At 62.3% G+C, this 16,175-nt stretch carries 14 protein-coding genes; 6 read left to right on the top strand and 8 right to left on the bottom strand.

Annotated features, from left to right (window positions below; translation table 11 throughout):
- Positions 1–44: 44 nt before the first annotated feature.
- From lptF to rsmA, 6 genes are read left to right on the top strand one after another with little or no spacing between them, the layout of a single operon-like run.
- Positions 45–1,172 (top strand): LPS export ABC transporter permease LptF, encoded by a 1,128-nt coding sequence (gene lptF, locus BM234_RS02200; protein ID WP_092060185.1) that lies wholly within the window; start codon positions 45–47, stop codon positions 1,170–1,172.
- A complete protein-coding gene (lptG, locus tag BM234_RS02195; RefSeq protein WP_092060183.1) occupies positions 1,169–2,266 on the top strand; it encodes an LPS export ABC transporter permease LptG in 1,098 nt (365 codons plus the stop codon). The genes lptF and lptG overlap by 4 nt, the downstream gene beginning before the upstream one ends.
- On the top strand, positions 2,263–4,368 hold the full coding sequence (locus tag BM234_RS02190; RefSeq protein ID WP_092060181.1) for an LPS-assembly protein LptD: 2,106 nt from the start codon (positions 2,263–2,265) through the stop codon (positions 4,366–4,368). The genes lptG and BM234_RS02190 overlap by 4 nt, the downstream gene beginning before the upstream one ends.
- Positions 4,369–4,384: 16 nt before the next feature.
- Positions 4,385–5,599 (top strand): peptidylprolyl isomerase, encoded by a 1,215-nt coding sequence (locus BM234_RS02185; RefSeq protein WP_092060179.1) that lies wholly within the window; start codon positions 4,385–4,387, stop codon positions 5,597–5,599.
- 2 nt (positions 5,600–5,601) lie between these two features.
- A complete protein-coding gene (pdxA, locus tag BM234_RS02180) occupies positions 5,602–6,570 on the top strand; it encodes a 4-hydroxythreonine-4-phosphate dehydrogenase PdxA (protein WP_092060177.1) in 969 nt (322 codons plus the stop codon).
- A gap of 25 nt (positions 6,571–6,595) precedes the next feature.
- Entirely contained in the window at positions 6,596–7,432 is an 837-nt protein-coding gene (gene rsmA, locus BM234_RS02175) for a 16S rRNA (adenine(1518)-N(6)/adenine(1519)-N(6))-dimethyltransferase RsmA (protein WP_092060175.1), read from the top strand.
- 3 nt (positions 7,433–7,435) lie between these two features.
- On the opposite strand, the gene BM234_RS02170 is transcribed toward rsmA, so the two are convergent.
- The 8 genes from BM234_RS02170 to BM234_RS02135 all read right to left on the bottom strand — a co-directional run bounded on the left by BM234_RS02170 (position 7,436) and on the right by BM234_RS02135 (position 16,175).
- A complete protein-coding gene (locus BM234_RS02170) occupies positions 7,436–8,029 on the bottom strand; it encodes a DUF4167 domain-containing protein (protein WP_092060173.1) in 594 nt (197 codons plus the stop codon).
- 222 nt (positions 8,030–8,251) lie between these two features.
- Positions 8,252–9,082, bottom strand: coding sequence for a peptide chain release factor N(5)-glutamine methyltransferase (gene prmC, locus BM234_RS02165; protein WP_092060171.1), 831 nt, complete (start codon positions 9,080–9,082; stop codon positions 8,252–8,254).
- The gene (gene prfA, locus BM234_RS02160; protein WP_092060169.1) at positions 9,079–10,128 is read right to left on the bottom strand and encodes a peptide chain release factor 1; all 1,050 of its coding nucleotides are present in this window, start codon (positions 10,126–10,128) and stop codon (positions 9,079–9,081) included. Before prfA ends, prmC begins: the two co-directional genes overlap by 4 nt.
- Before the next feature lie 40 nt (positions 10,129–10,168).
- Positions 10,169–10,564, bottom strand: a complete 396-nt coding sequence (locus tag BM234_RS02155) for a DUF1499 domain-containing protein (protein ID WP_245752447.1) — start codon at positions 10,562–10,564, stop codon at positions 10,169–10,171.
- A gap of 103 nt (positions 10,565–10,667) precedes the next feature.
- Positions 10,668–11,999 carry a trigger factor gene (gene tig, locus BM234_RS02150; RefSeq protein WP_092060165.1) on the bottom strand — a complete coding sequence of 444 codons (1,332 nt, stop codon included), beginning with the start codon at positions 11,997–11,999 and terminating at the stop codon, positions 10,668–10,670.
- Between the two features lie 198 nt (positions 12,000–12,197).
- Positions 12,198–12,776 (bottom strand): YceI family protein, encoded by a 579-nt coding sequence (locus BM234_RS02145; protein ID WP_092060163.1) that lies wholly within the window; start codon positions 12,774–12,776, stop codon positions 12,198–12,200.
- 110 nt (positions 12,777–12,886) lie between these two features.
- Entirely contained in the window at positions 12,887–13,771 is an 885-nt protein-coding gene (locus BM234_RS02140) for a transglutaminase family protein (protein WP_092060161.1), read from the bottom strand.
- A 4-nt stretch (positions 13,772–13,775) separates the two neighbouring features.
- Positions 13,776–16,175 (bottom strand): circularly permuted type 2 ATP-grasp protein, encoded by a 2,400-nt coding sequence (locus BM234_RS02135; protein WP_092060159.1) that lies wholly within the window; start codon positions 16,173–16,175, stop codon positions 13,776–13,778.

Genomic DNA, 16,175 nt, shown 5'->3' with positions numbered 1-16,175 from the left:
GCTAGTGTCCAGCGCCAAAGAGGCGGCGAAACCCCGGGGGACAGGTGGGCAGGACGGACAAATATCTTCTGTCGCAACTCACGGTCCTTTTCGGATTCTTTGCGCTCGTTCTGGTCGCCGTTTATTGGATCAACCGCGCCGTCGTGCTGTTCGACAAGTTGGTGGGGGATGGGCAATCCGCGCGCGTTTTCCTAGAATTCTCGCTCCTGTCCCTGCCCGCCGTCATCGCCCAGATCCTCCCACTCGCAGCGTTTGCCGGAACGACCTATGTCATCAACCGGCTCAGTTCGGAATCCGAGCTTACCGCGCTTCAGGCCACGGGGAATTCACCGCTCCGTCTGGCCCGGCCAGTGGCGATCTTTGGCGTGATGGTCGCGGTTATGATGTCGGCGCTCACGCTTTTCCTAGTTCCGATGAGCGCGGATCGCCTGAGCGACCGGGAGGATGAAATTGCGCGAAACATCACCGCCAAGCTACTGACAGAAGGCGTTTTCCTGCATCCCGTCAAAGGTGTGACCTTCTATATCGGAGAGATCACGCCCGATGCCGTCCTGCGCCACGTCTTCTTGTCGGACACCCGCGAAGCGACACGGATCACCACCTATACCGCGTCAGAGGCCTACCTTGTGCGCAGCGATGAGGAAGCGGCCAAACTGGTCATGCTCGAAGGACTTGCGCAATCGCTGGAGCAGGACGGGATGCGGCTTTCCACAACCCATTTTCAGGATTTCACCTATGACATCGGCGCGCTTATCGGGGAGGCGGGCGACTCCCGCCCGCGGGTGGGGCATCTACCGACCTCCATGCTGATGTTCGCGCCGGATGAAGCTGTGGAGATCGCACGGTCCGACCCCGCCCGCGTACGGGCCGAGTTGCACGAGCGGTTGCAACAACCGTTGCTCTGCATCGCTGCGGCCCTCATCGGCTTTTCCACGCTCATGGCGGGCGGTTTTTCACGTTTTGGAATCGGGCCGTGGATCATCCTTTCGATCTTTTTCCTGATCGTCGTACAAGGCACCCTCGGTGCCATAACCGACCCGGTCCGAAGCACTGCGGCGCTTTGGCCGCTGGCCTATCTCCCTGCCGGGGTCGGCTTTGCGATCGCGGGCATCATGCTCTGGATCGCGCAGCGCGGGGGGCTCCACCGGCGCGCCCGCAGGGTGGCGACATGATTCTGCACCGGTATTTCGCGCGCAAGTTCCTGATGATTTTCCTCGCGACCTTCGCAGTTTTTGCGGCCTTTCTCTTTTTGCTGGATCTGGTGGAACAGATACGCCGTTTCGACAGCGATACCGTGGGGCTTGCTGAGGCCGCGCAGCTTACCGCGCTCCAGACGCCGGAAACGCTCTACGAATTCTTGCCCCTTATGATGATCCTCGCGGCGCTCGCACTGTTTCTCGGCCTCGCCCGCACGTCGGAGTTGGTCGTGGCACGGGCAGCGGGGCGCTCTGCGCTTCGCGCGTTGTTGGCACCCTTTGTCGCGGCGCTGCTGATCGGGATTGTCGCGGTGTCCGTGGTCAATCCGATCGTTGCGGCCACCTCCAAGCGCTATGACGCCCTCGCGCTGCGCTACAAGAGCGGGGTGGAAAGCATCTTCTCGATCTCGCGGGAAGGACTGTGGCTGCGCCAGGGTTCTGAGCAAGGTCAAACGGTTATCCGCGCATCTTCCGCCAATGGGGATGGCTCAGAGCTTTATGGGGTGTCGTTCCTCAGCTTCGCGCCATCCGGCACACCGATCCGGCGGGTGGAGGCGGAACGTGCCGTTCTGGCCGAGGGGGCGTGGATTCTCACCAATGCCAAGGCGTGGCCACTGGCCGAGGGGCTCAATCCCGAAGCCTCCTCTCAACAGCATGAAACCCTGCGCATCGCCTCCAGCCTTACGAAGGAGCGGATCGCGGCCTCTGTCGGTACGCCTTCGGCCATCCCGATCTGGGATCTGCCCATCTATATCGCTCAACTCGAAGCCTCGGGCTTTTCCGCCCGCCGCCATGTGACATGGTTTCAGACCGAACTCGCTCGCCCGCTGTTTCTGGCCTCGATGGTCCTGATCGCGGCTGCGTTCACCATGCGCCCCGCAAGGTTCGGGCGCACCGGCCTGATGGTGCTGATCGCGGTTTTGCTTGCTTTCGCCCTGTATTTCGTCCGGAACTTCGCGCAAATCCTCGGAGAGAACGGCCAAATTCCCGTGATCCTCGCTGCGTGGGCGCCGCCCGCGGTCGGCATCCTCTTTGCGCTCGGGCTGATCCTGCATATGGAGGACGGATGAAACGGTTACTCGCGGCGCTGATGGCGCTCCTTCCCTGTACCTCTCTGGCGCAAGAGGCCGCGCTGCTCATCGCCGACAGTGTGCGGATCGAGGGCGAGGACCAATTGATTGCCGAAGGGAACGTCGAAGTGTTTCAGGGCGACACGCGCCTGACCGCTTCGGCCATCACCTTTGACGATCAGGCGAACCGCCTGTCGATCACGGGCCCGGTACGGATCGAAGACGGGGAGGACATGCTGCTTCTGGCGGATGGGGCCGAGTTGGACCGCGATCTTCAGGACGGGATCCTGCGCGGTGCTCGTCTCGTGCTCGACCAGCAGCTTCAGCTTGCTGCCGTTCAGCTTGACCGCGCCGGTGGACGCTATACCCAACTGGCCAAGGTCGCAGCATCCTCGTGTCAGATCTGCAACGGCGGCCCGCCGATCTGGCAGATTCGCGCCTCGCGCGTGATCCACGACGAACTCGAACGTCAGGTCTATTTCGAGAACGCCCAATTCCGTGTGCTGAACGTGCCAGTGCTCTGGTTGCCGCGCCTGCGTTTTCCCGACCCGACGCTGGAGCGCGCATCGGGCTTTCTGGTGCCGTCGGTTCGGTCCAACTCCGAAGTGGGAACGGGCCTGAAGCTGCCGTATTTCCTCCGGCTCGGGGATCACGCCGACATCACGCTGACGCCGTTCGTGACGCGCGAAACCCGCACGTTGGAATGGCGTTATCGACAGGCGTTCACCCGTGGGTGGATCTCGCTGGAGGGCGCGCTTTCGGACGACGATATCAAACCGGATGAGTGGCGCGGCTATCTCTTCGGCTCCGGGTTCTTTTACCTCAATCGCGGATACACGCTCGATTTCGACGTGGAAGCCACCACCGACGATACCTACCTTCTCGACTACGGCTATTCTTCCAAGGACCGGCTCGACAGCGAAGTCGAAATTTCGCGCACCCAGGCGGATGAGTATTTCGGCGCAGGTATCATCCACTACCAGACCCTGCGCGACGATGAGGCCAATTCCACCCAGCCGACGATCATCGGGGATATCATCTATGACCGGCGGATCGCCCCCACCCGCATTGGCGGAATCCTGCGCTTTGGCATGAGCGCCCATAGCCATTACCGCTATTCCGACACCGATATCGTGGGACGGGATGTGTCACGCGCCAATGCGGAACTGGATTGGCAACGGCGTTGGACCGGGCCGGCGGGACTGCGGTTCGGGCTTCTGACCCGGCTCAACGTGGATTGGTTCAATATTCAGCAGGACAGTGAGAGCGACCCCAACGCCTTTACCTACCAGCCAGCCATCGCCGCCGAATTGCGTTGGCCTCTGGCCCGGCAAGGGGCGACCGGTGTTACCCACCTGCTCGAACCTGTGGTGCTCCTTGCGTGGTCGGAAACACTGGGCACGACGATCCCCAATGAGGAAAGCACGCGGATCGAATTCGACGAGGGAAACCTGTTCGCGCTGTCGCGATACCCTGCCCCGGATCGCCGCGACGAAGGGCTGCGCGCCTCTGCCGGGCTGACATGGAGCCGGACCGATGCGACCTCCGGCCTGACGAGCAAACTCGGGTTCGGCCGGCTTTATCGTGAGTCTTCCGTCGACAGCTTTTCCATAAGCTCCGGCCTCGCCGGGCGGCAATCGGATTGGCTGATCGGCGGACAGGTTCTGTCGGAGAACGGCCTCGCCTTCACCACACGAACCTTGTTCGACGACGGCTTTGATGTGACCAAATCCGAATCCCGGCTGGGATGGGACGGCGACCGGCTGACCCTCGCGGCGACCCATGTGCTGCTGCCTCGGGATGACGACGAAGATCGGGATGAAGCTATCTCCGAAGTTTCGCTTGAGGGCGGATACGATCTGTCGCGGCACTGGACCGCCTCGGTTGATTGGCGTTATGACGTCAGCAGCGCAAGCACCGCGCGCGCGGGGGGAGAGTTGACCTATGAAAACGAATGCATCGCCATGACATTGTCGGCATCGCGCCGCTATACGTCCACGGATGAGCTTGACCCCTCGACGGAGTTCGATTTCCTGATCGAACTGCGCGGCTTCGGCGGACGCCGGAGCGAGACCGACCGCAGCCGAAGCTGCACCTACTGATCAAGAAAGAGGATTCATGCGCCTGATTGCCGTCTTCCCCGCGCTTCTCGCCATCATCACTTTTGCGGCTCCCGTTGCGACGGCTCAGGGCCTGTTTGCACCGGCCATCCGCGTCAATGACCGGGTGATCACGAATTACGAAATTCAACAGCGTGTGCGCCTGCTTGGCGTTCTCAACAATCCCGGTAATCCGGCCGAAGTCGCCCGTGAGGGTCTGATCGACGACCGGCTCCGCCTCGATGCGGCCGAAGCTGCCGGTATCCGCCTTGCCGAAGAGCAGATCCGCGCGGGCATGGAAGAATTCGCCGGCCGCGCCAATCTCTCGCTCGATCAGTTTCTGGGGCAACTCGGAGGGCAAGGTATTGAGCCGGAAACCCTGCGGGATTTTGTTCGTGCGGGTCTGAGCTGGCGGGAGCTGATCCGGGCGCGCTTCGCTCCCCGGACCCAAGTCACCCAGAGCGAGATCGACATGGCGCTCGCCACCTCCAGCAGTGGGGATGCGGTTCGTGTCCTTCTGGCCGAGATCATCATCCCCGCCCCGCCGCAACGGCGCGCCGAGGCGATGCGCATTGCCGAACAACTGGGCGGGATGCAGTCGTTCACGACCTTCTCTCAGCGCGCGCGTGAGGTTTCGGCGACCCCGACCCGCGATCAGGGCGGGCGTTTGCCTTGGCTTCCCTTGTCGCGCTTCCCACCACAACTGCGGACGATCTTTCTCGGGCTTGAACCCGGCGAGGTGACCGAACCGCTGCCGCTCGACAACGCGGTCGCGGTCTTCCAGCTGCGCGCCATCGAGGAAGTCACTGGAGTGGATCGGGAGTATGCCAGCATCGATTACGCGGCGCTTTATCTCCCCGGCGGACGCAGCGCCGAGACACTTGCAGAAGCGGCCCGGATTACCGCCGCGACCGACACCTGCGACGATCTCTACGGGATCGCCAAGGACCTGCCCCCCGAACAACTTGAGCGCAGCGATCGCGCCCCCGGGGACATCCCGCAGGATATCGCCGTCGAACTGGCGAAGCTCGATCCGGGCGAAACCTCAACGCTGCTGACCCGCGCGGACGGGGATACGCTGATGCTCTTGATGCTCTGCGGACGCACTGCCGCCGGAAACACCGGAACGGACCGAGAGCAGGTAGAGACGCAACTGCGCAACGCGAAGCTCAACTCTGTGGCCGAAAGCTTTCTCGCGCAGCTGCGTGCAGATGCCGTGATCCGGGACGAATAAGGATGGGCCCGCTGCTTCTGACTTGCGGAGAGCCCGCCGGTATCGGGCCGGAACTCGCCGTGCGCGCCTGGGAAACACTCGGCGCGCGCCGCCCCTTTGCGTGGCTCGGCGATCCGTCGCATCTTCCCGCCGGAACACCGGTTGCGGAAATCTCCAGCCCCGCCGAAGCGCTCTATGTCGCGTCTCGCGCTTTGCCGGTCCTGCGGCATGATTTCCCCGCCCCCGCTCTCCCCGGACAACCCAGCCCCGAGAATGCACGCGCCGTGATCGAGGTGATCGCCCGCGCTGTCAATCTCGTGCAGGGCGGAGAGGCCATCGCGCTTTGCACAGCCCCGATCCACAAAAAGGCGCTGAAAGATGGTGCGAACTTTGCCTATCCCGGTCACACGGAATATCTGGCCGCTCTGGCCGGGGTTGACCGCGTTGTGATGATGCTGGCCTGCGACGCGCTGCGGGTGGTTCCCACCACAATCCACATTCCGCTCTCCGACGTGCCGCAAGCGCTGACCGACGAATTGCTATCCGAGACGATCGTGACGACGGAGCGCGCGCTTCGGCGGGACTTCGGCATCGAAGCGCCCCGGCTTGTTGTTGCTGGTCTCAACCCTCACGCGGGGGAAGGTGGCGCGATGGGCTCGGAAGAGATCGACATGATCTCCCCGGTCATTCAACGGCTCCGCCGCGAAGGGCTGGACGTAAGCGGTCCGCATTCCGCCGATACCATGTTTCATGCCGAAGCGCGCGAGCGGTACGACGCCGCGATCGCCATGTACCACGATCAGGCTCTGATCCCGATCAAGACAATCGATTTCGCGCATGGGGTCAATGTCACACTCGGGCTGCCTTTCGTTCGGACCTCTCCTGACCATGGCACGGCCTTTGACATCGCCGGGACCGGGCGCGCCGACCCACGATCAACCGTTGCCGCTCTCGAACTGGCGGCGCGCATGGCCGCCAATCGCACGGCATGACCCCCTGTTCTGAAAGTCATCACCTATGAGCGCTATCGACGGCCTGCCGCCCCTCCGCGAGGTGATCGCTACGCATGAGCTTTCGGCGCGCAAGTCGCTGGGGCAGAACTTCCTGCTGGACCTCAACCTGACGGCCAAGATTGCCCGCCAAGCCGGGGACCTTACAGGCGTGGACGTGCTCGAAGTTGGCCCCGGCCCCGGAGGTTTGACGCGCGGTTTGCTGGCCGAAGGTGCGCGCCGGGTTCTGGCGATCGAAAAGGATCGCCGCTGTTTGCCCGCTCTGGAGCAGATCGGCGAAGCCTATCCTGGCCGCCTGACCGTCATCGAGGGCGACGCTCTAGAGGTCGATCCATTGGAACATCTCGATGCGCCGTTCCGGATCGTTGCGAACCTGCCGTATAATGTCGGTACGGAATTGTTGGTGCGCTGGCTGACCCCGAAGGTGTGGCCGCCGGTGTGGGATAGCCTGACCCTGATGTTTCAGCGGGAAGTGGCCGAGCGGATCGTGGCGAAGCCCGGAAGCAAGGCTTACGGCCGGCTTGCCATCCTCGCCCAATGGCGAACGGATCCACGTATCGCGATGAACCTTCCGCCCGAAGCCTTTACTCCGCCGCCCAAGGTCAGCTCGGCTGTGGTCCATCTCACCGCGTTGCCCGCACCGCGATTTGAGGCTGATGCAAAGGTTTTGGAACGTGTGGTGGCCATGGCCTTCAATCAGCGGCGCAAGATGCTGCGCGCGGCGCTCAAGGGCCTCGCGCCCGACATCGAGGACCGCCTGCGCTCTGTAGGAATAGCGCCGACGGCCCGTGCCGAAGAAATACCACTGGAAGGGTTCTGCGCGCTGGCGCGCAACGTCGCCTGACGCCTATTCGGCGGCGTCGGGCGTGCTTTCAGAGGTGTCCTGCGATGCCGGCTCTGCCGCTTCACCCGTCGTTTCCGGGTCGGGTTTCTTGGCACGCGGCTTGCGCGGACGCGGGGCACGCTTGGGCTTGGGTTTCTCCGCGGTCTCGGGCGTCTCCACCAAACCGCTTTCCTCACCGCCGCTTGCGTCGATCACATCAGGCTGGGGTGACTCCGCCGGATCTTCGGGCGTGGTATTCGTCTCGGGCTCCTGACGCTGCTCCGGGCGCGAGCGATCCCGCTCAGCTTGACGCTCGCGGTTCTGGCGCTCCTGCTCTTCGCGGCGCTGCTCCTGCTCCTCACGGCGCTGGTCTTGTTCCCGCGTCGCTTCGCTCAGCATCCGCAGATAGTGCTCGGCATGCTGCTGAAAATTCTCAGCGGCCACACGGTCGTTGGACAACTGCGCATCGCGAGCGAGCTGATTGTACTTCTCGATAATCTGCTGCGGTGTACCGCGCACCTTGCCCTCGGGCCCGGAGCTGTCAAAGACCCGGTTGATATTGTTGCCCACAGAGCGATTGCGGTTCTTGTTGCGCGAGCGTTGCTTGCTTGATCTCATTGGTTGCTGGTCCAGCCTGTGTCTTTTCTGGCAGGTCCCGTTCCGCGCCTCGTGCGTGGAAGACTTACGAAGAACCTTGCTGTTCGGCTTGGTGCCGCGTCCGGGGCCCGGGGGCCTCCTCGCCGAGCGGCATCCCTGATTAAACATGTCTTGTCTAACCTGACAAGTAAGAACTGTATTCTAACAGCTAAAAAACGCCATTTCACGCGCCAAATCCGCGCATTACCCTCGTTTCGCGACGACAACTCTGTCCCGCGCATCAAGATCGGGGAGCACTTGCAAAAAGGAAAACCCGAACTCCGTAAAGATTTCGCGAACAGCCTCTGCCTGCGTTGGTCCGATTTCGACGATGAGCCGCCCATGACGCTCCAGATGCGCCCCTGCCCCAGCGGCAATCGCGCGATAGGCCGAAAGCCCGTCCGCCCCGTCAGTCAGCGCGCCCCAAGGCTCGTGCCTGCGAACTTCCGGGGAAAGGTCCGCCATTTCGCCGATCGCGATATAGGGGGGATTTGATACGATCAGATCGAATTGCCCCTCCACCCCCGAGAACCAATCCGATGCGACGAAATCCGCCCGGCGCGCAACCTCATGGCGCACAGCATTCGCCGCTGCTTCAAGACAGGCCGCCTCGGATGTGTCGACGCCCAGCCCGACCGCCCCCTCCCGCTCCGCGAGAAGCGTAACGAGAATACACCCGGATCCAGTTCCCAGGTCGAGCACGCTGGAAAACGGCTCCGCCAGCGCCGCTTCGATCAGCATCTCTGTTTCCGGGCGCGGGTCGAGCACATTGCGGGAGACGAAATAGGGCCTCCCGTAAAACTCCCGCTCACCCACGAGATGAGAAACCGGAATGCGTTCGGCCCGAAGACGGATGAGGGCGCTGAAATTTTCGGCGACTTCTGGCGCGAGGTCCTCCGGGGCGATCAGCGTCACGCGACTCGCCTCGATCTGAGCGGCATGAGCCAGAAGCCGACGCGCATCCCGCGCGGCATCGGGCACACCCGCCTCTCGGAGTTGAGCAGCCGCAGCGGCAAGCGCCTGGCCGGCGGTCATTGCATCTCTGCCAACTGGGACGCTTGGAAATCGGCGGTCAACGCATCAATTACGTCGTCGAGATCGCCCTGCATGATCTGATCGAGTTTGTAGAGCGTAAGGTTGATCCGGTGATCGGTCATGCGGCCTTGGGGGAAGTTATAGGTCCGGATGCGCTCCGACCGGTCGCCGGAGCCGACCTGCGCCTTGCGGCTTGCAGAGCGTTCATCCGCGGCGCGCTGACGTTCCATGTCGAAAAGCCGGGTTTTGAGCACCTGCATGGCGATCTCCCGGTTGCGATGCTGCGACTTCTCGGAGGATGTCACGACGATCCCGCTTGGCAAGTGGGTGATCCGCACCGCGCTGTCGGTTGTGTTGACATGCTGACCGCCCGCCCCGGAGGACCGCATTGTATCAATCCTCAGGTCGTTCGCGTCGATCTGGACGTCCACATCCTCAGCCTCCGGAAGAACGGCCACGGTCGCGGCGGAGGTGTGAATCCGCCCGCCGCTCTCTGTCTCGGGAACGCGCTGTACACGGTGGACGCCGCTTTCGAATTTCAACCGGGCAAATACGTTTTCCCCCACGATACGCGCCACGACCTCCTTGATGCCGCCAAGCTCCGTCGCTTGTTCCTCGATCATCTCAATGCGCCAGCCGCGCGCTTCGGCATAGCGGTGGTACATGCGCAAGAGATCCCCCGCAAAAAGCGCGGCCTCATCCCCCCCCGTTCCGGGGCGAATCTCAAGGATCGCGGGCCTCGCATCGGCGGAATCCTTCGGCAAGAGCGCAAGTTGCAACGCGTGTTCCGCCTCGGGAAGCTGCATCCGAAGTCCGGGCAGCTCGTCGCGCGCCAACTCCCCCATTTCGGGGTCGTCCAGCAGGGATTCGGCATCGCTGATATCGCTCAGCAGTCGGCGATATTCTCTGATCTGGGCCACGACGGTGCGCAACTCGGAATACTCACGAGACAGGCGCGCGACATCCGCGCCGCCCCCTTCGGCCAGCTTCGCTTCGAGATACTCGAAACGTCCGACAATCTGATCCAGTCTCTCTGCGGGAACCATGCTGCTCTCTCGCCCAAGCCCTTCGCGCGGTCAAGCGGGTTTAGGAATCAAGCCGCTCCAGCCATGCCAAGACACGGCGGCGATTGACGCCCATGTCCGCCTTGCCAAATCGAAGGCGCGCATAAATCGCGATCTCTTGGTCGCGCAGGTCGATTGTCGTGTAGTCGGGAAACCCCCAGAGCGCGGAGCGCGTGACATAGGTCAGGCGCCCCTCCTCCAGCGAGCCTGCCAGATGCTGCGTCCGGGGCGTGGCGCGGATGATCGCATCAAGCCGGGAAAACCGCTCTGAACCGCCGGGAATAATCCGGCGCAGGCCAAACGGAAAATCCTTGTCGTCCCCCTCGACCGGCTGATGCCACCGCGCGGCGTCATGGGGCGCGAGCCGCACATAGAGCGCCGCCGCGATCAGGATCAACAGCAAGATAAACAGGACCATTTTCATGCGCCTCTACCTAGTACCCCGGCTGCGGATGTGCACCCTTGCGGCAAAGAAAAAGGGGCCCGAAAAGGCCCCTTGATCCGATCTATTGAGCAATGGCTCACTCTTCTTCGAGGGCCTCGACAGCCTTCTGAAGCTCGTCCTTGGAAACTTCCTTTTCGGAAACTTCGGCCTGCTCGATGATATAGTCGACGACCTTATCTTCGAAGATCGGCGCGCGGAGTTGCTGCTGCATCTGCTGGTTCTGCTGAACGAATTCAAAGAACTGGCGCTCCTGCCCCGGATATTGCCGCGCCTGATTCATGATCGATTGCGTCATTTCCGCGTCAGAGACATTGATCTCCTGGCGCTGACCGAGTTCGGCAAGCAACAGGCCAAGACGCACGCGGCGCTCGGCAAGCTTGTTGTGCTCATCGGTCGGCTCGACCTCTGCGTGGTCATGCCCCTCTACTTCGGGGTTTTCCTCGTGCCAAAGCTGATGTGCGATCTGCTTGGCTTCGGCTTCGACAAGGCTTGGGGGAAGGTCAAAGGAAACCAGTTCGTCGAGCTTGTCGAGCAAGGCGCGCTTGGTGATCGCGCGGGATGCTTGGACATATTCCGCCTCGAGCCGCTCACGGATCTGACCCTTGAGCGCTTCGAGATCTTCAGCGCCGAACTTCTTGGCAAGCTCGTCGTCAACCTCGGCGGCTACCGGCTCTTTGACTTCCTTGATCGTGCACTCGAAGACCGCGGCCTTGCCCGCAAGATGCTCGGCTTGGTAATCCTCGGGGAAGCTGACCTCGACGCTCTTTTCCTCTTCGGCCTTCACACCGACGAGTTGCTCTTCGAAGCCGGGAATGAAGGAGTTGGAGCCGAGCACGAGGGGGTAGTCTTCGGCGGAGCCACCTTCAAAAGGTTCGCCGTCAACCTTGCCCACGAAGTCGATGACGACCTGATCGCCGTCTTTCGCCTTGGAACCCTTGCGACGAGCTTTGAAGTCCTGCGCAGTCTCGGCGAGGTTGGCAAGCGCCTCATCAACGGAGGACTCATCAGCTTTCGCGACCAGCTTTTCCAACGAAATGCCGGAGAGATCGACTTCCGGGATTTCGGGCAGTGCTTCATAGGCCATTTCGACCTTGACGTCGTCGCCCTCTTTCCAGTCGTCGTTGGTCATCTTGACCTGCGGCTGAAGCGCGGGACGGTCGCCAGTGCTTTCAAAGTGCTCAGCCATCGCGCCGTCGATGGTCTCCTGCATGGCTTCGCCGAGCAGACGCTGTCCAAACTGCTTCTTGAGCAGAGGAAGCGGCACCTTGCCCTTGCGGAAGCCCTTCATTTCGATTTCGGGCTGGGCCTCTACGAGCTTCTCAGTCACCTTGGCGTCGAGTTCATCGGCCGACACGGTGATATTATAAGCGCGTTTCAGACCTTCGTTTTGGGTCTCGGTGACTTGCATCGGGTCACATCCTCATCTCGTTCGGGCGCGCAGAATATCCCCGCGCGCGCTGTGGTCGCGGAATCCGGCTCCTTCTAGTGATCCCGGGAAGGCTGTGCAAGCTGCATCTGCGGGCATGTGCACAAAGCGCTACCGCTCAATAAAAAAAGGCCGCCGGGGGATCCGGCGACCTTGCATCGTCAATGATGGCGGTCAGGCTTAGCCATCGGCCTTCATCGCTTCGATCGCGATCTGCACCTGCACTTCGTCGCTTACGTAGGGCGCGAATGCGCCAACTTCGTAGTCGGAGCGGAGCAACGTTGTCGTCGCCGTGAACCCGGCCCAGGGCTTTTGCTCCATCGGGTGGTCACCCGCTTGGGTCATGACTGCATCCAGAACGACTTCCTTGGTCACGCCATTGAGCGTCAAATCGCCGGTGATCTCGGCGGTGGTGTCGCCGGTCACTTCGATAGAAGTGGACGCGAAGGTCACCATCTCGTTCTCATCCGCGCCGAAGAAATCATCCGACATGAAGTGCTGGAAGCGCTGTTCCCAGCCGGTCAGCATGGAGCGAACCGGAAAAGACACCTCCACGGACGAATTCGCCGGATCTTCCTTGTCGAACTGAATCTCGCCTTCGAAGCCGGAAAAGAGGCCCCATGTCGTCGAATAGCCAAGGTGATTGTAGGAGAAGAGGATCTGGCTGTGGCTGCTGTCGAGCACATAGGCTTCGGGCTCGGCAAAGGCTGGGGCTGCGACAAAAGACGCGGCGCAAACGGCGGCAAGGATACGGTTCATCAAGGTACTCCAGAGGTGAATAAGATTGTGGGCCGTAAGTGACGCAGAACAGACGCCACAGCAACTGAGGGAAAACCCACAGGTCCCGTGCGTATCTGAACAATGACGGATCAGCCGGTCATCTCGAGCGGTGCCACATCGACCTGATGGGTGGTGGTCTGAGAGCCAGAAGACCGCATGGAGCCGCGCACCGGTGACACATCCGCATAGTCGCGCCCATAGGCCACGACCACGTGATCCGTTCCGGCGCGGATATTGTTCGTCGGGTCGATCTCCACCCAACCCAATTCCTGCCCACACCAAGCCCGGACCCAGGCGTGCATCGCATCGGCTCCTTCGAGGCGGGCTTGGCCCGGCGGCGGCGATGTACGCAGGAAGCCCGACACATAACCCGCCGGAATGCCCACCTCGCGCAGGGCGGTGATCATGACATGGCTCATGTCCTGGCATACGCCGCGGCGATTGCGAAAGGCCTCTATCGGCTCGGTCGTCACTTCGGTGGCCGACGGGTCGAAGGCAAAACTCTGATGCAGGGCGGCACAGATCGCCTCCACGACCGACAACGTCGACATATCCGGCAGGGCGATCTCTTCGGCGAAAGTACGTATCTCCGGCTCATGGCGGATACGGTCGGAAGGACCAAGAAAGTGATGCGGCGTCTCGGGTCCAAGCCCGTGGCAGGCCTCGATCTCTCGGCGAAGTGCCCAGAGCGGACAGGACAGGTCAAGCCCACCCGATCCGGGATTGCGCTCCACCCGGCCACGATAAGTGAACCCGATCTTGATGATCGGGGCGTCTATGGCGATCTCGGTCGTGCTGTTGCCGAAGAAATCCAATCCGTCACGGCGAAAATCGGGTATAGGATCAACCGTCACAATACCGGAAATCGGTCGCTGATCCGGCAACATGCGTGGCGCCATACGCAAGAGCATCCGGGTATCGGCCGCGGGGCGCTCATAGGTATAGGTGATGCGCAAGGTGATATCGTACTGCATGCCCTTAACTCATGTATTGCGCGGTAAGACTGTCGGAGATCATCGCGAGTTCGCTCATCACATTGTTGAGCGCGGCGCTGGACATTTCTTCCGGTGTGGCAACGGCAATCCGGGTTTGAAGGCTCAGGATCTTGCGCGCGACGGGCGTCATCTGGGAGGTGCTGCCGCGTTGTGGCAAACGGCGTTGCTCCTCATGCAGGGCATCGATCTGGAACAATACCGAGCGCGGGTTTTCCCGGTCCAGCACGAGTAGATCGATTGTGGTGTTGCGGTTGGTTTCTACCGAATACCTACGGCGGTGGGTCATGGCACTATCCCCCACCTCGATCGCCACTTCGAAGCCCCCCGGCGGGGCGCCCAGATCCGCGAAAACCGCAAGCAGTCCCGACATCTGGTATCCCCGTTCCAGCGCGCGCCCAATGGTCAGGAACCGCCAGCCGGTGAATCGAAACATGTTGTCATGAACAAGGCCGGCGAACCCCGCCAGTTTGCGCAGCAGAACCCCCATGGCGCGGGCCGCATCGTCACCCGGTCCTGCACTTACCGCCAATGCGCGTGCGGTCAGCGCCAGATCGTTGATCGCGTTCCATCCGTCCGGGGAAAAGCGATCTCGCACCTTGCCCGCTGCCGTCTTGGCCAGATCGAAGAGTTCAAGCAGCCCCTCGGGGATCGCGCGCGACAGATCGAGGCCAAGCCCCTTCAGGTAGGTCTCCACCGCCCTGGTCACGGGCGAGACTGTCTGTCCGCCCTCCTCCAGCCGGAGATGATAGGCGCGCAGCAACCGCACGGTGAAATCGGCCCGCTCGACGAAGCGGCCAAGCCAAAAGAGGTTGTCGGCGGAACGGGCGGGCAATCGTCCCGGCATCTGGCGCATGAACGGCCCGGATGCTTGCCCGGTCAGGCTATCGGCGGCCACGGGCGCGTCGGACACGATCCAGACATCGGCAACGGAGCCGCCGTCCTGCATGGCGAGCGCGGTCGGATCCTCCGTCTTTCCGATCCGTGCATACCCCCCCGGCATGACCGTCCAGCCATTTTCAGTACGCGCGGCAAAGACCCGGACGACCATGGGCCTTGGTTGCAGCACGCCGTCGATCAGCGCGGGGGTCGTTGACAGGCTGACAGCCTCCTGCCCAACCAGCGTATCCCCCTCCGCCTCAATCCAATCGGCCACCGGCGCGTGCGCCGCCCCTCGAAACCGCCCGCCCAGAACGGTGGTCGCATCCATCTCGAACGGCAATTGCGTCGACAGCGCGGGACCAATCATCATCTTTTCGAAATTGTCGCGGACATAGGCCCGCTCCTTGGACTGTCCGCACCACCACGTTGCGATGTTGGGCAACTCCAGCGGCTCGCCAAGCAAATGCCGGGAAATGCGCGGCAAGAACGCCATGAGCGCTCGCGCCTCCAGCACGCCAGAGCCCAGACAATTGAGCATGCTCACCCCGCCTGCCCTGAGCGCCGACACCATGCCCGGCGTCCCGAGCGCGGTGCCTTCATCGAGTTCGAGCGGATCGGCAAAGCGCGCATCGAGCCTGCGCCAGATCACGCTGAGCGGCTCAAGCCCGCTGACGGTCCGCACCATCAGCCGACCATCCACAACCTTGAGATCCTCGCATTCCAACAACATGATGCCAAGGTATCGCGCCATATAGGCGTGCTCGAAATAGGTGTCCGTGTGCGGCCCCGGTGTCAGGATCGCAACGCGCCCCCCGTCGTCGCCGCGCAGCGCGCTCAGCCGGTCGCGAAAGCTGCGAAAGAAGGAGGCGAGCCGCTCTACATTGGCGTTCGGAAACAGCTCATGAAAGGCGCGGCTGGTCGCCATCCTGTTTTCCAGCGCGAAGCCAGATCCGGATGGTGCCTGCGTACGATCCCCCAGAACGAACCAACTGCCGTCAGGGGATCTGCCGATCTCGAAGGCGAGGAAATGCAGGAAATTGCCTGATCTTGGGCGCATTCCCACCACTGGACGCAACCATTCGGGATTGCGCGCAACCAGTTCCGCCGGGAGCAGTCCGTTCTTCACCAGATCGCCCGGCCCATAAAGATCGGCCATCACCCGTTCAAGAAGCTCGGCCCGCTGAACGATCCCGCGCGACAGCCGCTGCCACTCGGTGCCGTCAATCATCACCGGGATATGCGACAGCGGCCAATCGCGCTCGGTCGAGGATTCTCCGGAATGGTGCCGGAAATAGACCCCGGCATCGCGCAGGTACTGATCGCCTCGTTGAAGGGCCTGCGCCCGTTGCTCAGGCGTCTGACCGCCGAGATACCTCAGCAACGGATCCCAGACAGGCCGGATCGTGCCGTTTCGGCGCAGCAACTCGTCCGCCACGCCGTCCGGAGGGCGATAGCCCGCCAGCAGCCCAGCAGCAAAATCCGGCAAAGCGGCGTGGTCGTTCAT

The sequence above is a fragment of the Poseidonocella pacifica genome, from assembly GCF_900111875.1.
In the GTDB taxonomy this organism is placed as follows: domain Bacteria; phylum Pseudomonadota; class Alphaproteobacteria; order Rhodobacterales; family Rhodobacteraceae; genus Poseidonocella; species Poseidonocella pacifica.
The sequence above is the reverse complement of the archived record's forward strand: the minus strand, read 5'-3'. Positions and strand labels throughout refer to the sequence as shown.

What these genes read in the sequence shown, in the direction of transcription:
- BM234_RS02170 (WP_092060173.1), bottom strand. Translation starts at nt 8,029, where the DNA reads ATGAGATCAAGCAAGCAACGCTCGCGCAACAAGAACCGCAATCGCTCT.
- BM234_RS02155 (WP_245752447.1), bottom strand. Translation starts at nt 10,564, where the DNA reads ATGGTCCTGTTTATCTTGCTGTTGATCCTGATCGCGGCGGCGCTCTAT.
- pdxA (WP_092060177.1), top strand. Translation starts at nt 5,602, where the DNA reads ATGGGCCCGCTGCTTCTGACTTGCGGAGAGCCCGCCGGTATCGGGCCG.
- BM234_RS02140 (WP_092060161.1), bottom strand. Translation starts at nt 13,771, where the DNA reads ATGCAGTACGATATCACCTTGCGCATCACCTATACCTATGAGCGCCCC.
- lptG (WP_092060183.1), top strand. Translation starts at nt 1,169, where the DNA reads ATGATTCTGCACCGGTATTTCGCGCGCAAGTTCCTGATGATTTTCCTC.
- prmC (WP_092060171.1), bottom strand. Translation starts at nt 9,082, where the DNA reads ATGACCGCCGGCCAGGCGCTTGCCGCTGCGGCTGCTCAACTCCGAGAG.
- tig (WP_092060165.1), bottom strand. Translation starts at nt 11,999, where the DNA reads ATGCAAGTCACCGAGACCCAAAACGAAGGTCTGAAACGCGCTTATAAT.
- BM234_RS02135 (WP_092060159.1), bottom strand. Translation starts at nt 16,175, where the DNA reads ATGAACGACCACGCCGCTTTGCCGGATTTTGCTGCTGGGCTGCTGGCG.
- prfA (WP_092060169.1), bottom strand. Translation starts at nt 10,128, where the DNA reads ATGGTTCCCGCAGAGAGACTGGATCAGATTGTCGGACGTTTCGAGTAT.
- rsmA (WP_092060175.1), top strand. Translation starts at nt 6,596, where the DNA reads ATGAGCGCTATCGACGGCCTGCCGCCCCTCCGCGAGGTGATCGCTACG.
- BM234_RS02190 (WP_092060181.1), top strand. Translation starts at nt 2,263, where the DNA reads ATGAAACGGTTACTCGCGGCGCTGATGGCGCTCCTTCCCTGTACCTCT.
- BM234_RS02185 (WP_092060179.1), top strand. Translation starts at nt 4,385, where the DNA reads ATGCGCCTGATTGCCGTCTTCCCCGCGCTTCTCGCCATCATCACTTTT.
- BM234_RS02145 (WP_092060163.1), bottom strand. Translation starts at nt 12,776, where the DNA reads ATGAACCGTATCCTTGCCGCCGTTTGCGCCGCGTCTTTTGTCGCAGCC.